Source organism: Mycobacterium ulcerans subsp. shinshuense (assembly GCF_002355775.1).
Lineage (GTDB): Bacteria > Actinomycetota > Actinomycetes > Mycobacteriales > Mycobacteriaceae > Mycobacterium > Mycobacterium marinum.
Map to the genome: position 1 here is coordinate 5,588,290 of NZ_AP017624.1, position 22,328 is coordinate 5,610,617.

A 22,328-nucleotide genomic window follows, 5' to 3' on the forward strand; every position below is an offset into this window, starting at 1 on the left:
CCTGCGGGACGTAATCGCGCGGACTAACCAGCCTCGAGAGCCGCGCGTCATCGCGCATCGCCGAACTCGGCGAGATGCGGCAGCGACCTCGGCCAGTCCGTGCGCGCGCGGATATTCCGACTCAATGCCGTTGCAATCCAGTTGATCTCGACAAACGCGGCGAGATCGGATTCGGCATCTTTAGGTTGGGCACGCGAGCAATTTGGCACCCGCGGGCAGCGCACCTTCGAGGCGGCGGGAGCGGAATTCGTGGGCGGTGACGGGGCTTTCGCGGGAGTCAGGTGGGGATCGTTTCGACTAGCTTTAATACCTTTTGCCCCAACAGGTTCAGTCAAATGACTCAATTTTGCGCAATGCAGTATCGCAGGCCTTAAAACGGCCGGGCCGCCGTGTTAGCGTCGAAACTTATGAGCCCATCGGTTGCCGAGTTATCACAAGAACTCGGGGAAGCCTTCCGCCTGTCAAGCATGGATGACCCCTACCCGATGCTCGCAGAACGCCGACGTGAGACACCGGTTATGAAGGGCGACATCATGGTTGCTCTTGGCGCGCCTTCATACACGGGTCAGCACGCCGGCGAAACGCACACGGTCTTTCGCCATGATGACGTGGTGGCCATCCTGCGCAACCATGAGACCTTCTCCAGCAGCATCTGGGAAATCTCGCAAGGACCTTTGATCGGCCGATCGATCCTCGCGATGGACGGCGCGGAGCACCGCCAGTGGCGCGGCTATCTCCAGTCCGTTTTTGGCGGCAAGTTGTTGAGCTCCTGGGACGAGAGCATCTTCCGGCCACTTGCCGCAAAGTACGTCGCGGACCTGGCTTCCAAGCGGGGCGCCGACCTCATTGCGATGGCGCTCGAGTACTCGTTGCGCGCGATCTACGAAATCCTGGGCTTAGAGGACTTCAAAGAAAACTACGAAGAGTTCCATGCTGACGTCCTGACCATCCTGCTCGCGTTGTGGTCCACCCCGGATCCGGCACAAGCAGACCAATTTCTGCTCAGGTTTCAAAAGGCGACCGAGGCGTCGGCCCGCAGCTGGGACCGGCTGCTTCCGATTGTTCAGCGCAAACGGGCGGCCGGCGCTTCGAGAAACGACCTCATTAGTTCACTCATCCGAGCCGAGTATGAAGGCGGCGTTCTTGATGACGAGCAGATCACTTCGTTTCTACGTTCGCTGCTGCTAGCAGCAACCGACACCACCACTCGACAGTTCTTGAACACGCTCACCCTCCTACTGCAACGGCCGGACGAACTGGACCGCATCCGGCGCGACCGCAGCCGCCTGCGGTTGGCGCTCGCCGAGGGTGAGCGCCTGGAACCGCCAGCACTCTTCATCCCTCGCATGATCACCCGCGATGTGGTCATTCGAGGCACGGAACTCACCGCCGGAACACCGCTGCTGCTAGCCATCGGGTCAGCCAACCGGGATCCGGAAGCATATCCGCCCGATCCTGACGAGTTCCGAATCGACCGCACGGGACCACATCACGCGACCTTCGGTTTCGGCACCCATATCTGCTCCGGCATGAACACCACGCGCCGCGAGATTGCCGCATTGATCGACGCGATGCTCGACGGACTTCCCGGTCTGCGTGTTGACCCCGACGCGCCGGCGCCGCTGATTAGCGGCATCCACTTCCGTGGACCGTCCGCACTTCCAGTGGTTTGGGACTAGCCAGCCGGTTCACCACGATCCGGAGGGCCCGCACCCGGCCGGGTTTGCATCGATCACGGCCGCGGTTACGCCGGGGGGAACGGGAGTGAGGCATGACGGCAGAACTCGAAAACAAAGTCGCGATCATCACGGGCGCGTGCGGTGGCATCGGACTCGAGACGTCGCGAGTGCTGGCGTGCGCGGGCGCACGAGTCGTTTTGGCGGACCTGCCCGAGACGGACCTCGCCGGTGCGGCTGCCTCCGTCGGTCGGGGAGCCGTCCACCATGTCGTCGACCTCACCAACGAGGTATCGGTGCGGGCCCTGATCGACTTCACGATCGACACATTCGGTCGGCTCGACATCGTGGACAACAACGCCGCGCATTCCGACCCCGCAGACATGCTGGTCTCCCAGATGACTGTCGATGTTTGGGACGACACCTTCACCGTCAACGCGCGCGGTACGATGCTCATGTGCAAGTACGCGATTCCCCGGCTCATCAGTGCCGGCGGCGGCGCGATCGTCAATATCTCTTCCGCAACCGCACACGCCGCCTACGACATGTCAACCGCGTACTCCTGCACAAAGGCCGCGATCGAAACGCTCACCCGGTACGTGGCAACGCAATACGGGCGTCACGGCGTGCGGTGCAACGCGATCGCCCCCGGCCTGGTCCGTACCCCGCGGCTCGAGGTCGGGCTGCCCCAGCCGATCGTCGATATTTTTGCCACTCACCACCTTGCCGGTCGCATCGGCGAACCACATGAAATCGCCGAGCTCGTCTGCTTCCTGGCCTCGGACCGAGCCGCCTTCATCACCGGACAGGTGATCGCGGCTGACAGTGGCCTGCTCGCGCATTTGCCCGGCCTGCCGCAAATCCGAGCGTCAGTCGCGGAACTTCAGAGTCAACCGTCGTAGCGGCGAAAAGTCGCTTGGCCCCAGCAGCGGGCCACCGCCGGGCCACTGTCGGCGGCTGGCAGTGGAGTGCCCGCCGGGCATAGTGACCACCGTCATATTCGATGCTGCCGTAACCACCCCAACCTGCGGCGATGACCCCACCGCGGCGACGGTGTCCGAGCACACCCGTTCCGAACGGAACTGACTGCGGCCCAGCTACGACTTGTAGTCTGACAGGGAGAAATGTGCTGATCTGAGGAGGGCCGTGGCGGCTCCGATTACGGGAGACCTCGATCTTGGCTCCGCGCGGCGTATCCAGCTCGATGTTTCGGGTATGTCATGCGCGGCGTGCGCGAGCCGCGTCGAAACGAAACTCAACAAAGTCCCCGGCGTACGCGCCTCGGTGAACTTCGCCACCCGGGTGGCCACCATCGACGCCGTCGACGTCGCCGCCGATGAGCTCTGCGAGCTGGTTGAGAAGGCGGGCTACCAGGCTGTTCCGCACGCCGAGTCGGCCGCCGACGACCGCGATCCAGATGCTGAGCACGCTCGCACACTGCTGCGCCGGCTACTGGTGGCGGCGGTGCTGTTCGTGCCGCTGGCCGATCTGTCGACCATGTTCGCCCTGGTGCCCAGCACCAGGTTCCCCGGCTGGGGATACCTCTTGACCGCCCTGGCCGCCCCGATCGTGACCTGGGCCGCCTGGCCCTTCCACTCGGTGGCGATCCGCAACGCCCGCCATCGCACCGCATCCATGGAAACGCTGATCTCGGTGGGCATCACGGCCGCTACCGTCTGGTCGCTATCCACAGTCTTCGTTGACCGGCAACCACGCCAGAGCCGGGGGATCTGGCAGGCGATACTCAACAGCGACTCGATTTATCTCGAGGTCGCCGCCGGCGTGGCGGTTTTCGTACTTGCCGGCCGCTACTTCGAAGCACGCGCCAAGTCCAAGGCCGGCGGCGCACTGCGCGCCCTGGCGGCGTTAGGCGCCAAGGACGTCACGGTTTTGCTGCCCGACGGCGCCGAGCTGGTGATACCGGCCGCCGAACTCAAAAAGCGGCAGCGATTTGTGACCCGTCCCGGGCAGACCATCGCCGCCGACGGCGTCGTGATCGACGGCACCGCGGCAATCGACATGAGCGCGATGACCGGTGAGTCCAAACCGGTGCGCGCCACTGCGGACGCGCCCGTCATCGGCGGCACCATCGTCCTGGACGGGCGTCTGGTCATCGAGGCCACCGCGGTGGGCGCCGACACCCAATTCGCGGCCATGGTTCGCCTCGTCGAGGAGGCACAAGCTCAGAAGGCGCGCGCACAGCGCCTGGCGGATCGGATCTCCGCGGTGTTCGTGCCGGTCGTCTTTGCGATCGCCGGACTCGCCGGCGTGGCCTGGCTGCTCAGTGGCGCCGGCGCCGACCGGGCCTTCTCGGTAACGCTGGGTGTGCTGGTGATTGCCTGCCCCTGCGCGCTCGGACTGGCCACCCCGACGGCAATGATGGTCGCCTCCGGACGCGGGGCGCAGTTGGGGATTTTCATCAAGGGCTATCAGGCGCTGGAAACCATTCACGGTATCGACGCCGTGGTATTCGACAAGACGGGCACGCTGACGGTGGGGAAGCTGACCGTCAACACGGTGACCACCACCGGCGGGCGGGTGCGCGAGGAAGTTCTGGCTCTTGCATCCGCGGTCGAGGCGGCTTCTGAGCACGCTGTCGCGACAGCGATCGTCGCGGCCTCACCACATCCGGCACCGGTCACCGACTTTGTCGCGGTGGCCGGCTGCGGCGTGTCGAGGATCGTCGACGGCCACCGCATCGAGGTCGGTAAACCGTCCTGGATTACCCGCAACACAGCAGCCGACGAGGTACTGGACACCGCTCGTGCGCAAGGCGAATCTCGCGGCGAGACAATAGTTTTCGTATCGGTGGATGGTGAGGTCTGCGCCGCTGTAACGATTTCCGACACGGTCAAGGACTCCGCGGCCGACGCGATCGCCGCACTGCGCAGCCGGGGCTTGCGAACCATCTTGCTCACCGGCGACAATCAGGCCGTGGCCGATTCGGTGGCCACCCAGCTGGGCATCGATACCGCCATCGCCGATGTACTTCCGGACGGCAAAGTCAACGTGATTCGACAGCTCCGCGACCAAGGCCATACGGTCGCGATGGTCGGGGACGGGATCAATGACGGTCCCGCCCTGGTATCTGCCGACCTGGGATTGGCGATCGGTCGCGGCACCGACGTTGCGATCGGGGCGGCCGACATCATCCTGGTGCGCGACGATCTGCACATCGTTGGGCAGGCGCTCGATCTGGCGCGAGCCACGATGCGCACGATCCGAACGAACATGATCTGGGCGTTCGGCTACAACGTCGCCGCGATTCCGATCGCTGCCGCTGGCCTGCTCAACCCGCTCATCGCCGGCGCCGCGATGGCGTTCTCGTCGTTCTTCGTAGTGTCAAATAGCCTGCGGCTACGCAACTTTGGACCACCTACCGCGCGCATTGTCGCGTCCAATGGAGAAATAGATGACTGAACAGACATTCGCCGTTACCGGTCTGCGTTGCGAGGGATGCGTGGAGACCATCACCAACGCCTTGAGCGCGCTGCCGTCGGTCCGGACCGTCGAAGTAGAGCTGGACGCCGCCGGCGCGTCGGCGGTGCGAGTTTGCACCGACACCGAGCTCACCCGCGAACAGGTCCAGGCAACGCTGGCCGACAACGGCGATTTCGCCGTTGTCGGCTAGTGATCCGTCCCCGCCTTCACTCCCGCATCCGCGCCAATTCGCGCAGCATCGCGTTGTAGGCCTCCAGGTCGTCGTCCGCGTAGCTGCTGTCGGCATGGCGATCCTGGCGGGCAGCCACCTGACGGTCCTGGCGCGCCCACTGGGCCACCAACGCCACGATCACGATGATGATCGGTAGCTCGGTTGCGCCCCAGGCGATTCCACCACCAAGGTGTTGATCGGATTCGATGCTGGCCAGCCAGGGCAGATTGACCGAACGGTAGAACGTGTCGCCGATCGCCGAATTCATTGTCATCAGCGCGATGCCGAAGAACGCGTGAAACGGCATCACCGCAAAGAGCAGCCCGATACGTCCGGGATAGGGGAGCCGCCGGGGCCCCGGGTCGATACCGATGATGGCCCAGTAGAAGAGGTACCCGACGATCAGAAAGTGCACGGCCATGAACTCGTGGCCCCAGTGATACCGGACGAGGGTATCGAAAAGCGGCGTGAAATAGACGATGTACGGCGAGGCCACAAAGAGGATGAACGCGATGATCGGGTGTGAGAAGAAGGCCGTCACCCGCGAATGCAGCAGCCATGTCAGCCATTCGCGGGGCCCGGGCGGCTGTCCCTCACCGGCGGCGGGCAATGCCCGTAGCGCCAGCGTGACGGGCCCACCCAGCACCATCAGCACGGGAATGAACATGTTCAGCGTCATGTGTTCGGCCATATGGACGCTGAACATCGCCGACCCGTAGGTCCGCACGCCCGAGCTACTCGTGATCACCAATACGGCACAACCGATCAGCCAGGACACCAGCCTGCTGACGGGCCAAGCATGGCCCCGCCTACGCAGCCGGACGAAGCCGGCCACATATCCGGCGGCCAGCACCACCCCGGCAACCCCGACCAAACTGTCGAACCGCCACAGGGTGATCAACCTGCCCACATCGGGCGGTTGCGGCAGTTCATATCCCAAAAAGACGTCCCACGCAGTGAATTGATGGGCAACGAACCGTGGCGCGGTCTGAACGGCCATCGCGCCGATCGCCGCCAGCACCGCCATCATCGCCAGTGCGGCCGCGGTGGCGCCGCGCGTCGATCGTGGCGGCCGGACGAAGAGCTGCCAGCAGTCGAACACCCACACCAGCACCAGCAAGAGCCCGGCCAGTAGACCGATTCGGGCGAACTCGGAACCGAAGTCCCAGCCGGGAACGAACAGGTAGAGCAGCACCGTACCGTAGGACACCGCAAGCGCACCGCAAGCCACCTGCATCAGTTGGACGGCGCGGGTCGGCGTCGCCCCGGTCAGCGCCGTCGCGGCCTTCAGACCGGTCAACGTGGCAGCCGCCAACGCAAAGACGATCGCCGCGCTGGTCGCAAAGTCGTGGTCGGGCCCCTGTCCCGCATTGCCGGTCACGGCCGTCGCGATCACCGCAATCACGGTGGGGATGAGCAGCACGACATGAGCGACCCAACGGGTGTTGAGGCGCAACGCCACCGCGACCACCAGGGCACAAATGGTGACGACAATCCAGGCGCGCGCGATCTCCGAGGTTGCGATGGCGTCGCGCACCGCCCCGCTGGCCAGCAGCCTGATCGGCGACACTCCGGAGTCGTGGGCGCCCTGGACCACCACCATCGACGCAGCCAGAACCAGCCACGCAACTGAAACCCGTTCTGTTACAAGGTGAATTCGGAATGCACCCGCATCGATCAGGCCGTCGTGCTCGGGCCGCGACATCATGACGACATAGATCAAACCGCCAAGACAGACAGCGCCGGACAAAGACGCGAGAAAGTAGCCGGTCGGCTCGGCGGCACTCAGAAACCAACCGGGGTAGGGATTGCCCACCGTGGCATAGCGCCGCACGCCGGAAACCACCCCGTAGCTCGCCAGTACTGCCGAGATGGCGAGCAGGCCCAGCAGCAGCCAGACCGACGTCAGCGAGCCGGACCGGGACGGCGGCGCAGCAGAAGACGCAACCACACCAGGCCCGTCAGTATCCATCCCTCGAGCTTACGACTGGATGTCGTAGCACACAGGTTTGGCCGGGAACCTCGGATCGGCCGGTAGCGACCTATAGAGCATGGACCGCATATCCTGCGGTGGCCATCGCCGCCGAGCCCGAGAGCGACACCGTGACCGCCCCACACCCCGGCAAGTGAGTCCACATGATCAATGACCTGCTGATTCGTTGGCTGGCCACCGGACTGTTCGTGTTCAGCGGTGCCGACTATGCCCTTTCAGCCCTTTCAGCCCTTTCAGCCCTTTCAGCGCTTCCGGCGCTTCCGGCGCTTCCGGCGCTTCCGGCGCTTTCGACATTTTCAGCCCTTCCAGCCTCTTCAGCCTTCTCCGGAGCCCCGACGGTCACCCAACAGCGGGCGTGGACCTCGGTCGTCAGCAATGGGTTGCACTTGGTGATGGCGATTGCGATGGTCGTAATGCTCTGGCCCGTGGGAGCGGCGTTGCCGACGACCGGTCCCGCGGTGTTCTTTCTGCTGGCAGCCGGCTGGTTCGCCACGCTCACCGCGCTTCGGGCCAAGACCATCACCGCGCTCGTGGGATGCAGCTACCACGCATTGATGATGCTGGCCATGGCCTGGATGTACGTCGCGATGAGCGACCAGCTCCTGGCCTGCCCGGCCGCGCATCAAACGATGGCGCCCGGCACCTCGATGCCCGGTATGCACATGTCGGGGACCGACATGGCCGCCGGTGCCACCGCGCCGGGCTGGGTCAGCGCCGTCAATTGGTTTTGGTTGTTGGCGTTTGCCATCGCCGCGATCATTTGGGCGGTCATGTCGGTGCGTGCGCGGCCACGCGCCGGGACGGAGTCCTGGCGCAGCTGCCTGACCCACGCCGGACGGGCGATGATGGCGGCGGGAATGGCGATCGCTTTCGCCGCCATGGTGTTCGGCATCTAGGACCACCCCGACGGCCGGCCAGCGAACGCCTCGAACTATCCAGCCCGCTCGCCCTCTCGGGCAGCCCGCAACAGATCGTCGCGGGCCCGTGCCACGCGAGAGCGGATGGTGCCGATGGGCGAACCACAAATCTGCGCCGCTTCGGCGTATGAGAGGCCCAAGACCTGCGTAAAGATCAGTGCTTCGCGGCGCTTCTCGTCAAGCCCGTCGAGCAGGAGCCGAATCTCAACGATGTCCTCGAACCGGCTGCCGCGACGAGCTTGCCCAAGCGCTTCGCCGAGGTCGGCGACATACGCCGGGCGGGGCCGGCGCGTCTTGTAGCGGATCTGATCGACAACCACGCGACGGGCGATCGAAAACAGCCAAGTGCGAGCGTTAGACCGACCGGCGAAGCGCGGCAGGGCACCGATCGCCCGCAGAAACGTTTCTTGCGTCAGGTCATCGGCGCAGGCCGGATCGCTGAGATAGGCGACCAGCCGCCACACATCGCGCTGTGTGGCCTCGATGAATTCCGCAAGCGCGGCCCGATCACCACGTCCGGCGGCCATGGCCAGGACAGTGATTTGCTCATCAGCGCCGCCGGTGACCACGATCGTTGAGCGTAGGCCATAGATTCGCGCAACGGCCAGGGAACTCCTGGGCTAGCGACAACGACCTGTGTGGGGAGAAGCTTGCATCGGCAAGCCACAGATCAGCAGGAGGTCAAGCCCCACGATGTCAACGACGACCGTGACGACCGACAAGCACTTGGAGCGCGACCAACAGGTCCAGCGGTTCCAACTCGGGATCACCGGCATGTCCTGCTTCGCATGCGCCCGCAAGGTCCAGTCGACGCTCAACAAGGTGCCGGGGGTTCGGGCATCGGTGAACTTCGGTACCCGCACGGCGACCGTGGAGACCGGCGAGGACGTCGACGCCGCTGCGCTGTGCGAGGTGATCCAGCAGGCCGGTTACCAGGCCGAGGTGCAGCCGGACGACGGTCAGGGCGCGGGCGATCCCGATGCTGAGCATGCTCGCCACCTGCTGATCCGGCTAGCCGTCGCGGCCGTGCTGTTCGTGCCGTTCGCCGATCTCTCGGTGATGTTCGCGATGGTGCCCAGCACTCGTTTCACCGGCTGGGAGTGGGTGCTCACAGCGCTGGCTCTGCCGGTCGTGACATGGGCGGCGTGGCCGTTTCACCGCATCGCGCTACGCAACGCGCGCCACCACGGCGCGTCGATGGAGACGCTGATCTCGGTGGGCATCACCGCCGCCACGATCTGGTCGCTGTACACCGTGTTCGGTAGCCACCAGCTCGCCGACCGCAAGGGCATCTGGCAGGCGCTGTTGGGCAGCGACGCCATCTATTTTGAGGTCGCCGCGGGCGTCACGGTGTTCGTGCTGGCCGGAAGGTATTTCGAGGCCCGCGCCAAGTCGAAGGCGGGCAGCGCGCTGCGGGCGTTGGCGGCGCTAAGCGCCAAGGAGGTTGCCGTCCTGCAGCCGGATGGGTCAGAGCTGGTGGTCCCCGCCGACGAACTCCAAGAGCAGGATCGCTTCGTGGTGCGCCCCGGACAGACCATCGCCGCCGACGGCCTCGTCCTGGACGGTTCGGCCGCGGTCGACATGAGCACGATGACCGGCGAGGCCAAACCCACCCGGGTGCGTCCCGGCGGCCAGGTCATCGGCGGCACCGTGGTGCTTGACGGCCGGTTGATCGTGGAGGCCGCGGCGGTGGGCGCCGACACCCGATTCGCCGGAATGGTCCGGCTGGTCGAGCAGGCGCAAGCGCAAAAGGCCGACGCACAGCGCCTGGCCGATCGGATCGCCTCGGTGTTCGTTCCGTGCGTGTTTGCCATCGCCGCACTGACCGCGGCCGGGTGGCTACTGGCCGGCGGTTCACCCGACCGCGCCTTTTCCGCCGCCATTGCCGTCCTGGTCATCGCCTGCCCGTGCGCCCTGGGCCTGGCGACGCCGACGGCGATGATGGTCGCCTCTGGCCGCGGTGCCCAACTCGGCATCTTCCTGAAGGGCTATCAATCCCTGGAAGCCACCCGATCCGTCGACACCGTCGTCTTCGACAAGACCGGAACACTGACCTCGGGGCAGCTCAAAGTCAGTGCGGTGGTGGCCGCACCGGGCTGGGACGCAGACGAGGTGCTCGCCATCGCCGCCACGGTGGAGGCGGCGTCCGAGCACTCGGTGGCCCTGGCAATCGCCGCGGCGACCACCCAGCACGACACCGTCACCGAATTCCGCGCCATACCCGGGCGCGGCGTCAGCGGTACCGTGTCCGGGCGCTCGGTGCGGGTGGGTAAGCCGTCCTGGATCGGTTCCTCCTCGAGTGACACGGCCTTGCGCGCCGCTCGGCGCAACGCCGAGTCCCTGGGTGAGACGGCTGTATTCGTCGAGATCGACGGTGCACCGTGCGGGGTCATCGCGGTGGCCGACGCCGTCAAGGACTCGGCGGCCGATGCGGTAGCCGCGCTGCGCGAACGCGGGCTCCGGACCATGCTTTTGACCGGTGACAACCCGGCATCGGCGGCCGCCGTGGCCGACCGGGTCGGCATCGACGAGGTGATCGCCAACATTCTGCCCGAAGGCAAAGTCGACGTAATCGAACAACTGCGTGACCGCGGCCATGTCGTCGCCATGGTCGGTGACGGCATCAACGACGGTCCCGCACTGGCCAGCGCCGATCTGGGAATGGCCATGGGGCGTGGCACCGACGTTGCGATCGGCGCCGCTGACATCATCCTGGTTCGCGACAACCTCGACGTCGTGCCCCTGGCGCTCGGCCTTGCCGCCGCGACCATGCGCACCGTCAAACTCAACCTGGCCTGGGCATTCGGCTACAACATCGCGGCCATCCCCATCGCCGCGGCCGGTGTGCTCAACCCAGTTGTCGCCGGCGCCGCGATGGCGTTCTCATCGTTCTTTGTCGTCTCAAACAGCCTGCAGCTGCGCAACTTCGGTGCCGCCACCAGCCAGACGACAACGTCCACAACCGAACCCGACGCCACCGAGTGATCCTGCGCCGCAGCGCCTGATCAGGCCGCCGATCCGTCGGTGGGCCACAGGTGGCCGTGGCGACGTCCGCGAGATGCGTTCTGCGGCAGAACGATATCGGGCTCGTCTGCCAACACGTCCGGCGCCGGCCGAGGAGCACCGCGGCTTCGCCACACCATGATTGCCAGGACGGTGCCCAACAGCACCGGCAGATGGGTCAGGACCCGCGAAGTCGTCACGGCACCGGACAGCGCATCCACAACCACATAGACGCTCAAAACCGCCACGAAGACCATCAGCACACCGGCGAGTCCCTCGGCGGCGCCCGGCCATATCGCCGCGACCACCATGGCCACACCCAGCGCGATCGTCCACGCCGTGGACTCGTTGAGCAGATGGTTGCCCGACCCGATCACATAGTGGTGGCCCAGGCCGAGGCTGAAGCCCAGTCCTTGCACGATTCCCACGGCGACCTGCGCGATCCCCACGCACAACAGTTCCCAGCGCTGCCAGCTCATTCGTTTGCGTTCCCGCGGCTGCGGCGTCGGCCGAATCCCGGCCAGATCAACCGCCCCGATGACCGGCCGGGATTCGATCAGGCGCTGCAGACGGCTAGCTTGGCCGGCCACCTGTTCGAACCAGAGACCACAGGCACCGCACTCATCCAGGTGCTCGTCGACTCTCGCCGAGGGCACCGGTTCTCGCTCGCCGTCGAGTCGGGCCGACAACGCTTCGCGCGCCACCTCGCAATCCATGACCTAATAGTCGCGTATTGCCGACGAATTGTTCCAGGGTGTTCGTTTCGCGGCGGCTCGGCGCGAACTTGCGCTGCCGAGTCAGCCGAATTCGACCAGCGTCACCGGGGCCCGCAACCGGCCCAACCCAGGCAGCCGGTACGCCAGCGGAAGTGCCCAGCGCAAGAACCTTCCGCGGCCCGCCGGCGCCGGCAACTCACGGACCGCGCGAACACCGGGGATGGCGCGCAGTTCGTCATAGTGGTCGGCGGTGAACCAAAACGGCTCCGGGGGCGCCGTGTATTGCTCACTGAGCTTGAACCCGCGCCGGCGCGAATACACGCTCAACAGCCAAGGGATGCTGTCGAAAACCAGCTGGCCATGGGGAAATCGTTTGGCGCAGGCCGCGATCAGCTCGAACACCACATCACGGCGCAGGTACTGGAACAGCCCCTCGGCGGTGATCAGCACGCCGTTGGTGTCGTCCACCTGCTCCATCCACGAGTAGTCGAACGCGGACTGAGCGCAGTAGCGAAGTCGGTCGCAGGCGGGAAGCAGCTGCTCACGCAGCCGCACGATCGGCGTCAGGTCTACCGAAAGCCAGTTCAGCTCACCATTGTCGAGACGCCAGAAACTGGTCTGCAGCCCCTCCGCCAGTGCGACCACGGTGGCGCCGGGGCGGGTCCGCAGAAAATCCCGGGTGCTGTTGTCAAATGCCAAGGCACGCAGGGCGGTAGCTTGGTGAGTACGGCCGAAGTGGTGGTAGGGGTAGTCGATGTCATTGCGCAGGGCGATGGCCATCGGGTCGTCGATGATGGCATCGGGCCGGGCGGCCTCGGTCGCGCGCTGATGCAGGGTCAGCAACGCAGTTTCGGATATGCCGTCGAGATGACGGGCGTCAATGACTGGCATGGCTGCACAATATAGGGCACCATGGTGCGGCAGCGCCCTCCCCGCAACGGGTGACGACGGGTGACGACGGCTGATTCCGAACCCGCTGCCGACCAGATGGATTCACCTGACCTCGCGAAATGACCGGCTTGCCCCGCCCAACCAGGGTGCGCCGCGCTCCTCCGGCAAGACCTGCCCAACCCGGATTCAGAACCACGGCCGCCACGGTGGGAACTTTTTGCTCACTCGCCCCGACTAACCCTGGTAAAGCCAACCAGCGTCAGCCCGCCCACGGCGCGCGCACCACGCTTACGCAGGAGAGGGTAAGCCCTGACCGCCCCGATATGGATGGCCATACCTCCCGAGGTGCACTCGGCCCTGTTGAGCGCGGGCCAAGGCCCGGGATCGCTGCTTGCTGCCGCCGCACAGTGGCAAGAGCTGAGCGCGCAATACAGCGCTGCCGTTGTCGAGTTGACCCAGCTACTGGCCGAGGTTCAAGCCACCAGTTGGCAGGGATACGCCGCCCACCAGTGGTTGGCCGCGCATGGCCCCTACCTGATCTGGCTGGAGCAGGCCGCGATCGATAGCTCGGTAACCGCCGCGCAGCACAGGATCGCGGCCGCCGGCTACAGCAGCGCCGTAGCCGCCATGCCCACGCTCGCAGAGCTGACCGCTAACCACGCCATCCACGGCGTGCTGGTGGTGACCAATTTCTTCTGCATCAACGCCATCCCCATCGCGCTCAACGAGGCCGACTACGTCCGCATGTGGGTTCAAGCCGCCGAGACCATGACCACCTATCAGGCAGTCAGTGAGGTCGCGGCCGCGGCGGTACCACCCACGCCACCGGCGCCGTCCATCCTGCGGCCCGGCGGCGAGAGCCAGGCCGCCGCGTCGGGCATCGGGAGTTGGATCCGTCAGCCGTTGAGGGACATCCTGAGTTTCCTTGCCGATCCGTACAAGTATTTCCTGGAGTTTTTCCAGCGGATGGGCTTCAGCCCGGCGGTCGCGGTCATCCTCGCCATCATCGCTTTGCAGCTATACGACTTTCTTTGGTACCCGTACTACGCCTCGTACGGGTTGCTACTGCTTCCCTTCTTCACTCCCGCGCTCAGCGCGTTGAGCGCCTTGAGTGCGCTGGCCTACCTGGCGAACAGAACGCCGATAACGGCACCCGTTGCCGCTCCCGCGGAGCGCAGTGTGGCCGACCTGGCCGGCCCGCAACCGGTCGTTGGTCTGACGCCGGCGGCGTCGGCGTTCGCCCCGCCAAGCCCACAAGCCACCAGCCCCGCACCCAGCGCCCCCTCCCCCGCCCCCACCGGCAGCCCGCCCAGTTCACCCGCGATCAGCTACGCGGTGTTGGGCCCCGCACCCCCGGGGGTGAGCTCGGGCCCCGGGGCCACCACCGGCGCGGCCGCCACCGCCACCGACACCACCCGCGCCGCCGCTCCAGCCGCGCTGAGCAGCAGCCGAGCCAGTCGCAGAAAGCGCAGCAAGAACAGGGTGGGGGTGCGCGGCTACCGCGACGAATTCCTGCAAGAACCGGCCACCATGGATTCGCCCATCGATGCTCCCGGCACCGCCGAGCCCGCCCCCAGCCCGAGCAGCCAGGGCGCCGGTCCGCTCGGCCTTACCGGCACCGCGGCGTCGCACGACGGTGCCGCCGCGGGAATGGTCCGGCTGTCGTCGCACGGCACCAGCACTGCTGTCCCGTTGCTGCCCGCCACCTGGACCAACGACTCCGAAGGAAGACCGGAAGGCGAATAGGGGGAACTTTTCATCACCGCATCCGACTCCTCCTGTAGCCGCACTCATCGCAGTGCCCAATCAGGAGGTACCACCGGATCGCCACCACCAGGGACGCCGAAGACCCGTTTGCGTGCGGCAGCCGACGCCGGCTTGGCGCAGTCCCAGAAATCTGTCCGAAGCAGCAGCGAAATGAACGAGGAGAAGACGGCCGATGACGCTCAACGTGAAAGGCGAGGGACTCGGTGCACAAATCACAGGGGTCGACCCAAAAAACCTGGACGACATAACCACTGACGAGATCCGTGACATCGTTTATGCGAACAAGCTGGTCATCCTGAAGGACGTCAACCCGTCGCCCGAGGAATTCCTAAAGCTCAGCAAGATCGTCGGACAGATCGTTCCTTACTACGAACCCATGTACCACCACGAGGATCACCCGGAGATCTTTGTCTCCTCCACCGTGGAGGGCCAAGGGGTTCCGAAGACCGGCGCGTTCTGGCACATCGACTACATGTTCATGCCGGAACCGTTCGCGTTTTCCATGGTGTTGCCGCTTGCGGTGCCCGGCCACGACCGCGGAACCTATTTCATCGACCTGGCCAAGGTTTGGCAGTCACTCCCGGCCGCCCAGCAGGCCCCGGCCCGCGGAACCCTCAGCACCCACGATCCCCGGCGGCACATCAAGATCCGCCCGAGCGACGTCTACCGGCCTATCGGAGAAGTCTGGGATGAAATCAGCCGCGCCACTCCCCCGATAAAGTGGCCGACAGTCATCAGGCACCCCAAGACCGGCGAAGAGATTCTCTACATCGGCGCGACGGGCACCACCAAGATCGAGGACAAGGACGGCAACCTGGTTGATCCGGCCGTGCTGGCCGAACTCTTGGCCGCGACCGGACAGCTCGATCCCGAATACAACTCGCCGTTCATCCACACCCAGCACTATGAAGTCGGCGACATCATCTTGTGGGACAACCGAGTTCTCATGCACCGGGCAAAGCACGGGACGGCCTCGGGCACCCTCACGACCTACCGCCTGACCATGCTGGATGGTCTCGAGACGCCGGGCTACCCGGCATGAGCACCACCGATTTGACCTCGCCCGCTCACGCCGCTGTCGAGTCCGCCGGCACCACTGCGATCGCCGAGGATCTGCTCGCCCGGGTTCTCGAGCCCTACTCCTACAAGGGGTGTCGCTACCTGCTCGACGCCCGGTACCACGCCGACGACGATTCGGTGCTGGCCTATGGGAATTTCACGATCAGCGAGTCCGCCTATATCCGCAGCACCGGTCACTTCAATGCGGTTGAACTGATTCTCTGCTTCAACCAACTCGCATACAGCGCCTTCGCGCCCGCCGTTGCCAACGAGGAGATTCCGCAACTGCGGGGCTGGTCGCTGGAGGACTACTTCCAGCATCAACTCGCCAGCATGTTCATCAGGAACTCGTCATCACGTTTCAACCGGCCCATCAACCCCGCGAAATTCTCCGCACGGCTGCAATGCCGGAATCTGCAGGTTGTCCAACGGACGTGGCGCTATCTCCTGGTACCGTGCGCCATCGAGTTTTGGGACGAGGATGGTGGAGCCGCCTCCGGCGAGGTCGAACTGGCGGCCCTGAACATCACCTAGATCGCTGGAAGGAAAGCGCTTTAGAGCTATGTCCGACTTACCCGCTACCGTGCTGGAACGGATCATCGAGCAGGCTCAGCGGCGGCCCGAGGCGATCGCCTTACGCCGCTGCGATGGCACGAGTGCGCTGCCATATGGCGAGCTGGCCGCCGAAGTGGATCGCTACGCCGGCGCGCTCCGTGCGCAGTCGGCATCGCGAGGATCACGGGTACTGGTTATCTCGGACAATGGACCCGAGACCTACCTAGCGGTGCTGGCCTGCGCGAAGCTTGGTGCCATCGCCGTGATGGCCGACGGCAATCTTCCGCCGGCAACCATCGATCGGTTCTGTCAGATCACCGACCCCGTCGCGGTTCTGATCGCGCCCGGGAGCAAGGTCGGGTCCTCGTCGCTACCCGAAGGCCTCGCCGCGATACCCGCTATCCGGGTCGACATCGGCTCTGGCACCGGGGAGTTCGCCCATTCGCCGGATACGGATCGTCCGGCGACCGAGCCCGGGCTTGGCGCCGACGATCCGCTGGCGATGATCTTCACCAGCGGCACCACCGGCGAACCAAAGGCGGTGCTGCTGGCCAACCGCACCTTCTTCGCCGTACCGGACATCTTGCGCAACGAGGGGCTCAACTGGGTCACCTGGGTCGACGGCGAAACCACCTACTCCCCGCTGCCGGCAACCCACATCGGTGGGTTGTGGTGGATACTTACCTGTTTGATGCGTGGAGGGTTGTGCATCACCGGTGGTGAGAACACCCCTTCGCTGATGCAGATTCTGAACTCCAACGCCGTCAACACCACATGCCTGGTGCCGACCCTGCTTTCGAAACTGGTTTCGGAGTTGAAGTCCGCGGCTACAACGGTTCCATCGCTGCGGCTACTCGGGTACGGCGGTTCGCGGGCGATCGCCGCCGATGTGCGGTTCATCGAAGCCACCGGTGTTCGCACCGCACAGGTCTACGGGCTGAGCGAAACAGGCTGCACAGCTTTATGTTTGCCGACAGACGATGGCTCGATTGCCAAGATCGAGGCGGGCGCGGTGGGCCGCCCCTACCCCGGCGTGGAGGTCTATCTGGCGGCCGACGACGAAGCGGACGGCGCCGGCCCCAACGCCCCGGGCGCCGGCCCTTCCGCGTCATTCGGCACGCTGTGGATCAAGTCGCCGGCAAACATGTTGGGGTATTGGAGCAATCCTCAACGTACCCAAGAGGTCCTGATCGACGGCTGGGTGAACACCGGCGATCTGTTGGAGCGCCACGAGGATGGTTTCTTCTACATCAAGGGGCGGTCCTCGGAGATGATCATCTCGGGCGGCGTGAACATCTCCCCCGACGAGGTCGATCGCATTGCGGAGGGCGTTCCGGGCGTCCGCGAGGCCGCTTGCTTCGAGATCCCCGATCCGGAATTCGGGGCGCTGGTGGGCCTGGCCGTGGTAGCTGCCACCGACGTGGACGCGTCAGCGGCCCGCAAACTCAAGCACACGATTGCGGCTCACTATCGCCGCGAGTCCGAATCGGTGGCGCGGCCGTCGACAATCGTGATCGTCAACGAGATTCCGCGAACACAGTCGGGCAAGGTGATGCGCACGTCGCTGGCGGCGGCGGCGAATCAGGTCCAAACCGGTGGCTGACCCGGTGCGCGAACGGATCCTGCTCGCCGTCTGTGACGTGCTCTACATCGACGAAACGGATCTGATCGACGGCGACGCTACCGATCTCAGGGATCTGGGACTCGACTCCGTCAGGTTCGTGCTGCTGATGAAGCGGCTGGGCGTGGACCGAGAGTCCGAACTGCCATCCCGATTGGCCGAGAACCTCTCGATCGAGGGCTGGGTTTCGGAGCTGTCGCAGTCCGAACTGGAAAGTCCTACGTGACCGCGCCCGAAATAGGCTGCGCGGAGGCCATTCCGCTAAGCAAATCGCAGCAGAAGCTGTACAACGGGGTGCTCCAGGACAACGACCCCGCGCTGTATCTGATCGGCAAGCGCTATCGGTTTCACCCGCTGGCGCTGTCGAATTTTCTTGTCGCGCTGGAAGCATCGGTGCTCAACAACCCCGTTCAGCTGTGCGTTCTGCAGATGGCCGCGACGGGCGCGGACTACCCACAGCTGGTGCCGCGGCTGCAATTCAGCGACCTTGTGCTCGTACGCTCGGCCGCCCAGGGCCAACCGGACGGGCCGGGCGCCGATCTGGAGCACACCTGGTCTTCGGGCATCCTGGACAGGCCGCTCGTGCGCTATACCGTCTCGACCGACGAGGGCGGCAATGTTTGCGGTCTCGACGTTCACACCCACCACATCCTGCTTGACGGCGGGGCGACCGGGATCATTGAGGCCGATCTGGCGCACTTTCTGGCGGCCAGCCTCGAACCCGCCGGGGTAGGCGAAATGCCCACCCTCAGCCAAGGATTGGCCAAGCTGGCGGCCGCGCATCTTCGTGAAACGGCCAAGGTGGCAGAAGCACTACGGCGACAAGCCGACGCCGTGCAGCGCGAGCTCACCGCCGAGGCCGGCCAGGATGGGGGTGCGCAAGGCGCCAGCGGTACCTCCGGGGCCGCGGCCAAGGGCGTCCTGCAAGAGTCGATCGCCCTCTGCGGTCCAGCCTATGACGCCCTGCGTGCCCTCTCGGAGGCTCAACAAGTACCGCTCAACGTTCTGGTGGCGGCGGCCGCGGTCGCGGTGCAGGCGGGGCTTTGGCAGAGCACCGAGAGCCTGCTGGTGCACGCCGCGGACAACCGGTTCGGCGACCCCGAACTCAATGTCGCCACGTGCCTGGTCAACTCGATTGCGCACGCCCTCCGATTTCGGCCTTTCGCGTCGGTGCGGGAGGTGGTCCGCGACCTTGACCGCGGCTACGTCAAGGCGGTGCGACGCCGATGGATTCGTGAAGAGCATTACCGCCGAACGTATCTGGCAATCAACCGGACCTCTCATGTGCAGGCCCTGACGCTGAATTTCATCCGCGAATCATGTGCGCCCGGCCTTCGCCCGTTCCTGTCGGAAGCACCCGTTGCGACCGAGATCGGCCCGATCGAGGGCACCACCGTGGCATGCGTGCTCGACGAACAACGGCACACCCTCAACCTGGCGATCTGGGACCGAGCCGATCTGCCCGAGCGCAACACCGGCGCCGGGGTCGCCGCTCGTATCGGCGCGGCGTTGGAATCGATGGCGGCGCTGTGGGATCAGCCGATCGCCATGACCGCCAACGAGTGGTTCGAGGTGGGCGCCGACGGCCTCCCCTGCCGCACCGAGACCGCGGGGCGACCGCGGCCACCGTCGGCACCTGCGTGGTTTGTCGATGCGGCACCGGGCCTGCGCCAGTTTCTGGACCGGCGTCGCCAGGTCTACCCGTGGGTCGGCTGGCTGGTGTGCCATGGGGTGGCGCCCGGTGATGTGCTGGCGTGCGCCGACGACAACACCGATAAGACCGTTGATCTGTTGTTGGCCTGTCACCTCGCGGGGTGCGGCTGCAGCATGTGCGAGTCGGTCGACGATCTTTCGTTACGAGCCAAGACAATTGGTGAGCACTGTGAAGGGATTTCGGCGCACCCGGTCGACGTGGCCGCGGTCCGGCTCGGGGCGGTCCCGGATCACGCCCTGCAGGAGCGCATTGACCAGCGCCTTGACCAGGTGGCACGAGATCCCCTGCTGGCCACCAAGGCGGCGTACATCATGCCCACGTCGGGGACGACCGGGCAGCCCAAGCTGGTGCGGATATCGCATGGGTCACTCGCTGCCTTCTGTGCCGCAATCGGCCCCAGCTACGGCTGGAACAGCCAAGACACCATCCTGCAATGCGCGCCCTTGACGTCGGACATCAGCGTTGAGGAAATCTTTGGCGCCGCTGTTTGCGGGGCGGAGTTGGTCCGATCCGCGGCCATGAAGACCGGCGACTTGGGCGGTCTGGCGCGCGATATCCACGCCTTGGGGCCGACGGTCGTCGACCTGCCGACCGCGGTGTGGCACCTGCTGTGCGAGGACGGCGACGCCGTCGACGTCATCGGCCGTTCGCGGCTGCGCCAGATCGTCATCGGCGGCGAATCCATCCGCACCAGCACCGTCGACAAGTGGGTCAACTCCCCCGCCTTGGCACCGATCTCACTTGTCTCCAGCTACGGTCCGACCGAAGCAACGGTGGTCGCCACACACCTTCCCATCGTCTACGACGGCATCGCGGCCGCCGCACACACTCGGCTCAGGGTGGGCCTGCCGATGGTGCCCAATACCGTGTTCATCGCCTTCGGCGAGGTGGTCATCGCCGGGCCCTTGGTCAGCGACGGATATCTCGGGATCGATGAAAGCAGCTTCGGTGCCGTGGCCCCCGGCGACGGATCGCAACTGCGCGCGTTTGCCACCGCTGACCGGGTGACCATCGACGAAGAAGGCTTTCCCGTCTTCGCCGGACGCAAAGACACCATCGTCAAAGTCGCCGGCAAGCGGGTCGACACCGCCGCGGTCGCCAGGCGCATCAGCGCTGACCCTACGGTCTGCGATGTCGCCGTCGAGCCTCATGACGGCCGTCTGGGGGTGTGGTTCGAAACCGAGCGGACCCGCGAAGCCGCCGAGGACGGTGCGACTGCGGGACGGATCGGGCTCGCCCTGGCAAGCCTGGGAGTGCCCGCGTTTTTTGTTGTCGCCGTGCCGAGTATCCCTCGCAAGCCAAATGGGAAGGTCGATGGCGCAAGGCTGCACACACTGCCGCAACTCGCCGACGCGGTACCAAGGGACGCCGAGGCCGGCGAGAGCGCGGCCGGCCTCGCGCGCGTGTGGAGTTGCCACCTCGGAAGGCCCCTCGCTGCGGACTCATCGCTACTCGGTGCGGGAATCGGCTCATTGGATCTCATCAGGATCCTGCCCGACACTCGCAGGTATCTCGGTCGACACCTCTCGGTGCTGGAGCTGATCAGTGCCGATACCGCCGCGAACCTGGTTTGCGACCTGGGCTCAAACCCGGCCGCGCCCGCGACCGATGGTTGGCTCGACGCTGAAACGGCCGCCGCGATCGAGCGTGACCTGGTGTCGTTGGGGAGCCAGTGCACCCCGCAGCCGTTGGGTGCCGACCCGCCGCCGCACGACCGGGCCGCGGCACCAATCGTCGTGCTCGGGGCATCCGGAATTGTCGGCACCGGATTTGCCCGCGCCGTCTTGCAGCGCAAGCAGGCCGGACTAGCCTGTCCGGAAATAGTTTTGGCCAGTAGGTCAAAGCCCCCCGAGCATGGCCCGTGGTCGGCCCTGCGGGATCTCGAAGGGATCCGGATCGAACAACTCGGCGCAGCGTTGGACGCGGCGGACCTCGATGCCCTGATACGCGACACCGGCGCACGGTCCCTGATCAACTGCATCGGCAACACCAACGTGCTGGTGCCCTACCGCGGCCTCCGGGCCGCCAACGTTGAGCTGGTTTCCACGGTTGCGCAGGTGTGCGCACAACGGGATGTGCGGTTGGTGCACCTGTCGACGTTCGTCATCAGTGCTGATGTCACCGCGCCGCGGATCACCGACCCCCGCATGTCGCCCTATCCATACGCGGCGTCAAAATCACTCGCGGAGTTGATCGTTGCCGCATCATCGCCGGCTCTGGATTTCACCATCGTGCGCCTGCCCCGGGTGCTCGGCGAGGACTACCAGTTGCGCGAGTCCGCCGACATCCTGGTTTCGGTGGTCGATGTTTGTATGGCATTGCGTGCCTTCCCAACCCTGACTTTGACCGAAGAGGTCACTACTGGCCGAGCCGCCGCGCAGGCGATTTTGGGGCTGTTGCCGCAATTCTCGGGCGCCGCCGGGCTGGGTCACGGAATCACCGTCGTGCGCGGCGCGGCGGTGCAATACCGGGAACTTCTCAGCGGCTATGCACTCGATGAAATCGACGCCGCCGAGTGGAAGCACCGGCTGGACCAAAGCGACTGGGCGAGAAGAAATCCGCAACGGTGGTCGGTGGTCGACGCGTGGGTCAGCCTCGGCATGAGGTTGGGTGCGCGCTCCTACTCGCAATACCTGGCCGGTTACCCGAGCATCCCCCTGCAAGTCGGAACCGTCGCCGAGATCGCCGAACCACCAACGGCGCTGCGGGCCTTGCTGGAGCAAGGGTGCGCACAGCCGCCAAGACCCGCACGGGCCTAGCCCTC

General features: G+C 65.5%; 17 protein-coding genes. 12 read left to right on the forward strand and 5 right to left on the reverse strand.

Annotation, left to right across the window (positions count from 1 at the left end; translation table 11 throughout):
- Nucleotides 1-47: 47 nt before the first annotated feature.
- A complete protein-coding gene (locus tag SHTP_RS29445; protein ID WP_157756524.1) occupies nt 48-335 on the reverse strand; it encodes a hypothetical protein in 288 nt (95 codons plus the stop codon).
- Nucleotides 336-467: 132 nt separating this feature from the next.
- Between SHTP_RS29445 and SHTP_RS24830 the strand changes: the two genes are divergently transcribed.
- From SHTP_RS24830 to SHTP_RS24845, 4 genes are all read left to right on the forward strand, one after another.
- Nucleotides 468-1,679: a cytochrome P450 gene (locus SHTP_RS24830; RefSeq protein WP_231991673.1), complete on the forward strand. Its 1,212-nt coding sequence runs from the start codon at nt 468-470 to the stop codon at nt 1,677-1,679.
- Between the two features lie 92 nt (nt 1,680-1,771).
- The gene (locus SHTP_RS24835) at nt 1,772-2,578 is read left to right on the forward strand and encodes an SDR family NAD(P)-dependent oxidoreductase (RefSeq protein ID WP_096372084.1); all 807 of its coding nucleotides are present in this window, start codon (nt 1,772-1,774) and stop codon (nt 2,576-2,578) included.
- A gap of 244 nt (nt 2,579-2,822) precedes the next feature.
- Nucleotides 2,823-5,096 (forward strand): heavy metal translocating P-type ATPase, encoded by a 2,274-nt coding sequence (locus SHTP_RS24840; RefSeq protein ID WP_096372085.1) that lies wholly within the window; start codon nt 2,823-2,825, stop codon nt 5,094-5,096.
- The gene (locus tag SHTP_RS24845) at nt 5,089-5,307 is read left to right on the forward strand and encodes a heavy-metal-associated domain-containing protein (protein WP_012392261.1); all 219 of its coding nucleotides are present in this window, start codon (nt 5,089-5,091) and stop codon (nt 5,305-5,307) included. Before SHTP_RS24840 ends, SHTP_RS24845 begins: the two co-directional genes overlap by 8 nt.
- Nucleotides 5,308-5,323: 16 nt before the next feature.
- Here SHTP_RS24845 and SHTP_RS24850 read toward each other — a convergent pair whose 3' ends face one another.
- Nucleotides 5,324-7,300, reverse strand: coding sequence for a cytochrome c oxidase assembly protein (locus SHTP_RS24850; RefSeq protein ID WP_096372086.1), 1,977 nt, complete (start codon nt 7,298-7,300; stop codon nt 5,324-5,326).
- 164 nt (nt 7,301-7,464) lie between these two features.
- Here SHTP_RS24850 and SHTP_RS29900 point away from each other — a divergent pair, with 164 nt between their 5' ends.
- Complete coding sequence (locus tag SHTP_RS29900) at nt 7,465-8,217, forward strand: DUF5134 domain-containing protein (RefSeq protein WP_096372087.1); 753 nt, start codon at nt 7,465-7,467, stop codon at nt 8,215-8,217.
- A 35-nt stretch (nt 8,218-8,252) separates the two neighbouring features.
- Here the strand turns inward: SHTP_RS29900 and sigC are convergent, their stop codons facing one another.
- Complete coding sequence (gene sigC / locus SHTP_RS24860; RefSeq protein WP_011742342.1) at nt 8,253-8,807, reverse strand: RNA polymerase sigma factor SigC; 555 nt, start codon at nt 8,805-8,807, stop codon at nt 8,253-8,255.
- Nucleotides 8,808-8,931: 124 nt separating this feature from the next.
- Between sigC and SHTP_RS24865 the strand changes: the two genes are divergently transcribed.
- Nucleotides 8,932-11,223, forward strand: a complete 2,292-nt coding sequence (locus SHTP_RS24865; RefSeq protein ID WP_096372088.1) for a heavy metal translocating P-type ATPase — start codon at nt 8,932-8,934, stop codon at nt 11,221-11,223.
- 20 nt (nt 11,224-11,243) lie between these two features.
- Here SHTP_RS24865 and SHTP_RS24870 read toward each other — a convergent pair whose 3' ends face one another.
- Nucleotides 11,244-11,957, reverse strand: a complete 714-nt coding sequence (locus tag SHTP_RS24870) for a zf-HC2 domain-containing protein (RefSeq protein WP_172900600.1) — start codon at nt 11,955-11,957, stop codon at nt 11,244-11,246.
- An 81-nt stretch (nt 11,958-12,038) separates the two neighbouring features.
- Nucleotides 12,039-12,848, reverse strand: coding sequence for a class I SAM-dependent methyltransferase (locus SHTP_RS24875; RefSeq protein WP_096372089.1), 810 nt, complete (start codon nt 12,846-12,848; stop codon nt 12,039-12,041).
- A gap of 327 nt (nt 12,849-13,175) precedes the next feature.
- Here SHTP_RS24875 and SHTP_RS24880 point away from each other — a divergent pair, with 327 nt between their 5' ends.
- The 6 genes from SHTP_RS24880 (at nt 13,176) to SHTP_RS24905 (ending at nt 22,323) form a co-directional block, all read left to right on the forward strand.
- A complete protein-coding gene (locus SHTP_RS24880; RefSeq protein WP_096372090.1) occupies nt 13,176-14,594 on the forward strand; it encodes a PPE family protein in 1,419 nt (472 codons plus the stop codon).
- A 193-nt stretch (nt 14,595-14,787) separates the two neighbouring features.
- Entirely contained in the window at nt 14,788-15,657 is an 870-nt protein-coding gene (gene scoE, locus SHTP_RS24885; protein ID WP_096372091.1) for a (3R)-3-[(carboxymethyl)amino]fatty acid oxygenase/decarboxylase, read from the forward strand.
- On the forward strand, nt 15,654-16,208 hold the full coding sequence (locus tag SHTP_RS24890) for an FcoT family thioesterase (protein WP_096372092.1): 555 nt from the start codon (nt 15,654-15,656) through the stop codon (nt 16,206-16,208). Before scoE ends, SHTP_RS24890 begins: the two co-directional genes overlap by 4 nt.
- A gap of 28 nt (nt 16,209-16,236) precedes the next feature.
- Nucleotides 16,237-17,832 (forward strand): fatty acid--CoA ligase FadD10, encoded by a 1,596-nt coding sequence (fadD10, locus tag SHTP_RS24895; RefSeq protein WP_172900601.1) that lies wholly within the window; start codon nt 16,237-16,239, stop codon nt 17,830-17,832.
- Nucleotides 17,833-17,836: 4 nt separating this feature from the next.
- On the forward strand, nt 17,837-18,076 hold the full coding sequence (locus SHTP_RS24900) for an acyl carrier protein MmaB (protein ID WP_041299872.1): 240 nt from the start codon (nt 17,837-17,839) through the stop codon (nt 18,074-18,076).
- Complete coding sequence (locus tag SHTP_RS24905) at nt 18,073-22,323, forward strand: AMP-binding protein (protein ID WP_096372094.1); 4,251 nt, start codon at nt 18,073-18,075, stop codon at nt 22,321-22,323. The genes SHTP_RS24900 and SHTP_RS24905 overlap by 4 nt, the downstream gene beginning before the upstream one ends.
- The last annotated feature ends 5 nt before the right edge of the window (nt 22,324-22,328 follow it).

Coding starts and splice junctions, on each gene's coding strand:
- SHTP_RS24850 (WP_096372086.1), bottom strand. CDS start 7,300: ATGGATACTGACGGGCCTGGTGTGGTTGCGTCTTCTGCTGCGCCGCCG.
- SHTP_RS24865 (WP_096372088.1), top strand. CDS start 8,932: ATGTCAACGACGACCGTGACGACCGACAAGCACTTGGAGCGCGACCAA.
- SHTP_RS24835 (WP_096372084.1), top strand. CDS start 1,772: ATGACGGCAGAACTCGAAAACAAAGTCGCGATCATCACGGGCGCGTGC.
- SHTP_RS24875 (WP_096372089.1), bottom strand. CDS start 12,848: ATGCCAGTCATTGACGCCCGTCATCTCGACGGCATATCCGAAACTGCG.
- SHTP_RS24830 (WP_231991673.1), top strand. CDS start 468: ATGGATGACCCCTACCCGATGCTCGCAGAACGCCGACGTGAGACACCG.
- SHTP_RS24845 (WP_012392261.1), top strand. CDS start 5,089: ATGACTGAACAGACATTCGCCGTTACCGGTCTGCGTTGCGAGGGATGC.
- SHTP_RS24880 (WP_096372090.1), top strand. CDS start 13,176: ATGGCCATACCTCCCGAGGTGCACTCGGCCCTGTTGAGCGCGGGCCAA.
- SHTP_RS24870 (WP_172900600.1), bottom strand. CDS start 11,957: ATGGATTGCGAGGTGGCGCGCGAAGCGTTGTCGGCCCGACTCGACGGC.
- SHTP_RS29900 (WP_096372087.1), top strand. CDS start 7,465: ATGATCAATGACCTGCTGATTCGTTGGCTGGCCACCGGACTGTTCGTG.
- scoE (WP_096372091.1), top strand. CDS start 14,788: ATGACGCTCAACGTGAAAGGCGAGGGACTCGGTGCACAAATCACAGGG.
- fadD10 (WP_172900601.1), top strand. CDS start 16,237: ATGTCCGACTTACCCGCTACCGTGCTGGAACGGATCATCGAGCAGGCT.
- SHTP_RS24890 (WP_096372092.1), top strand. CDS start 15,654: ATGAGCACCACCGATTTGACCTCGCCCGCTCACGCCGCTGTCGAGTCC.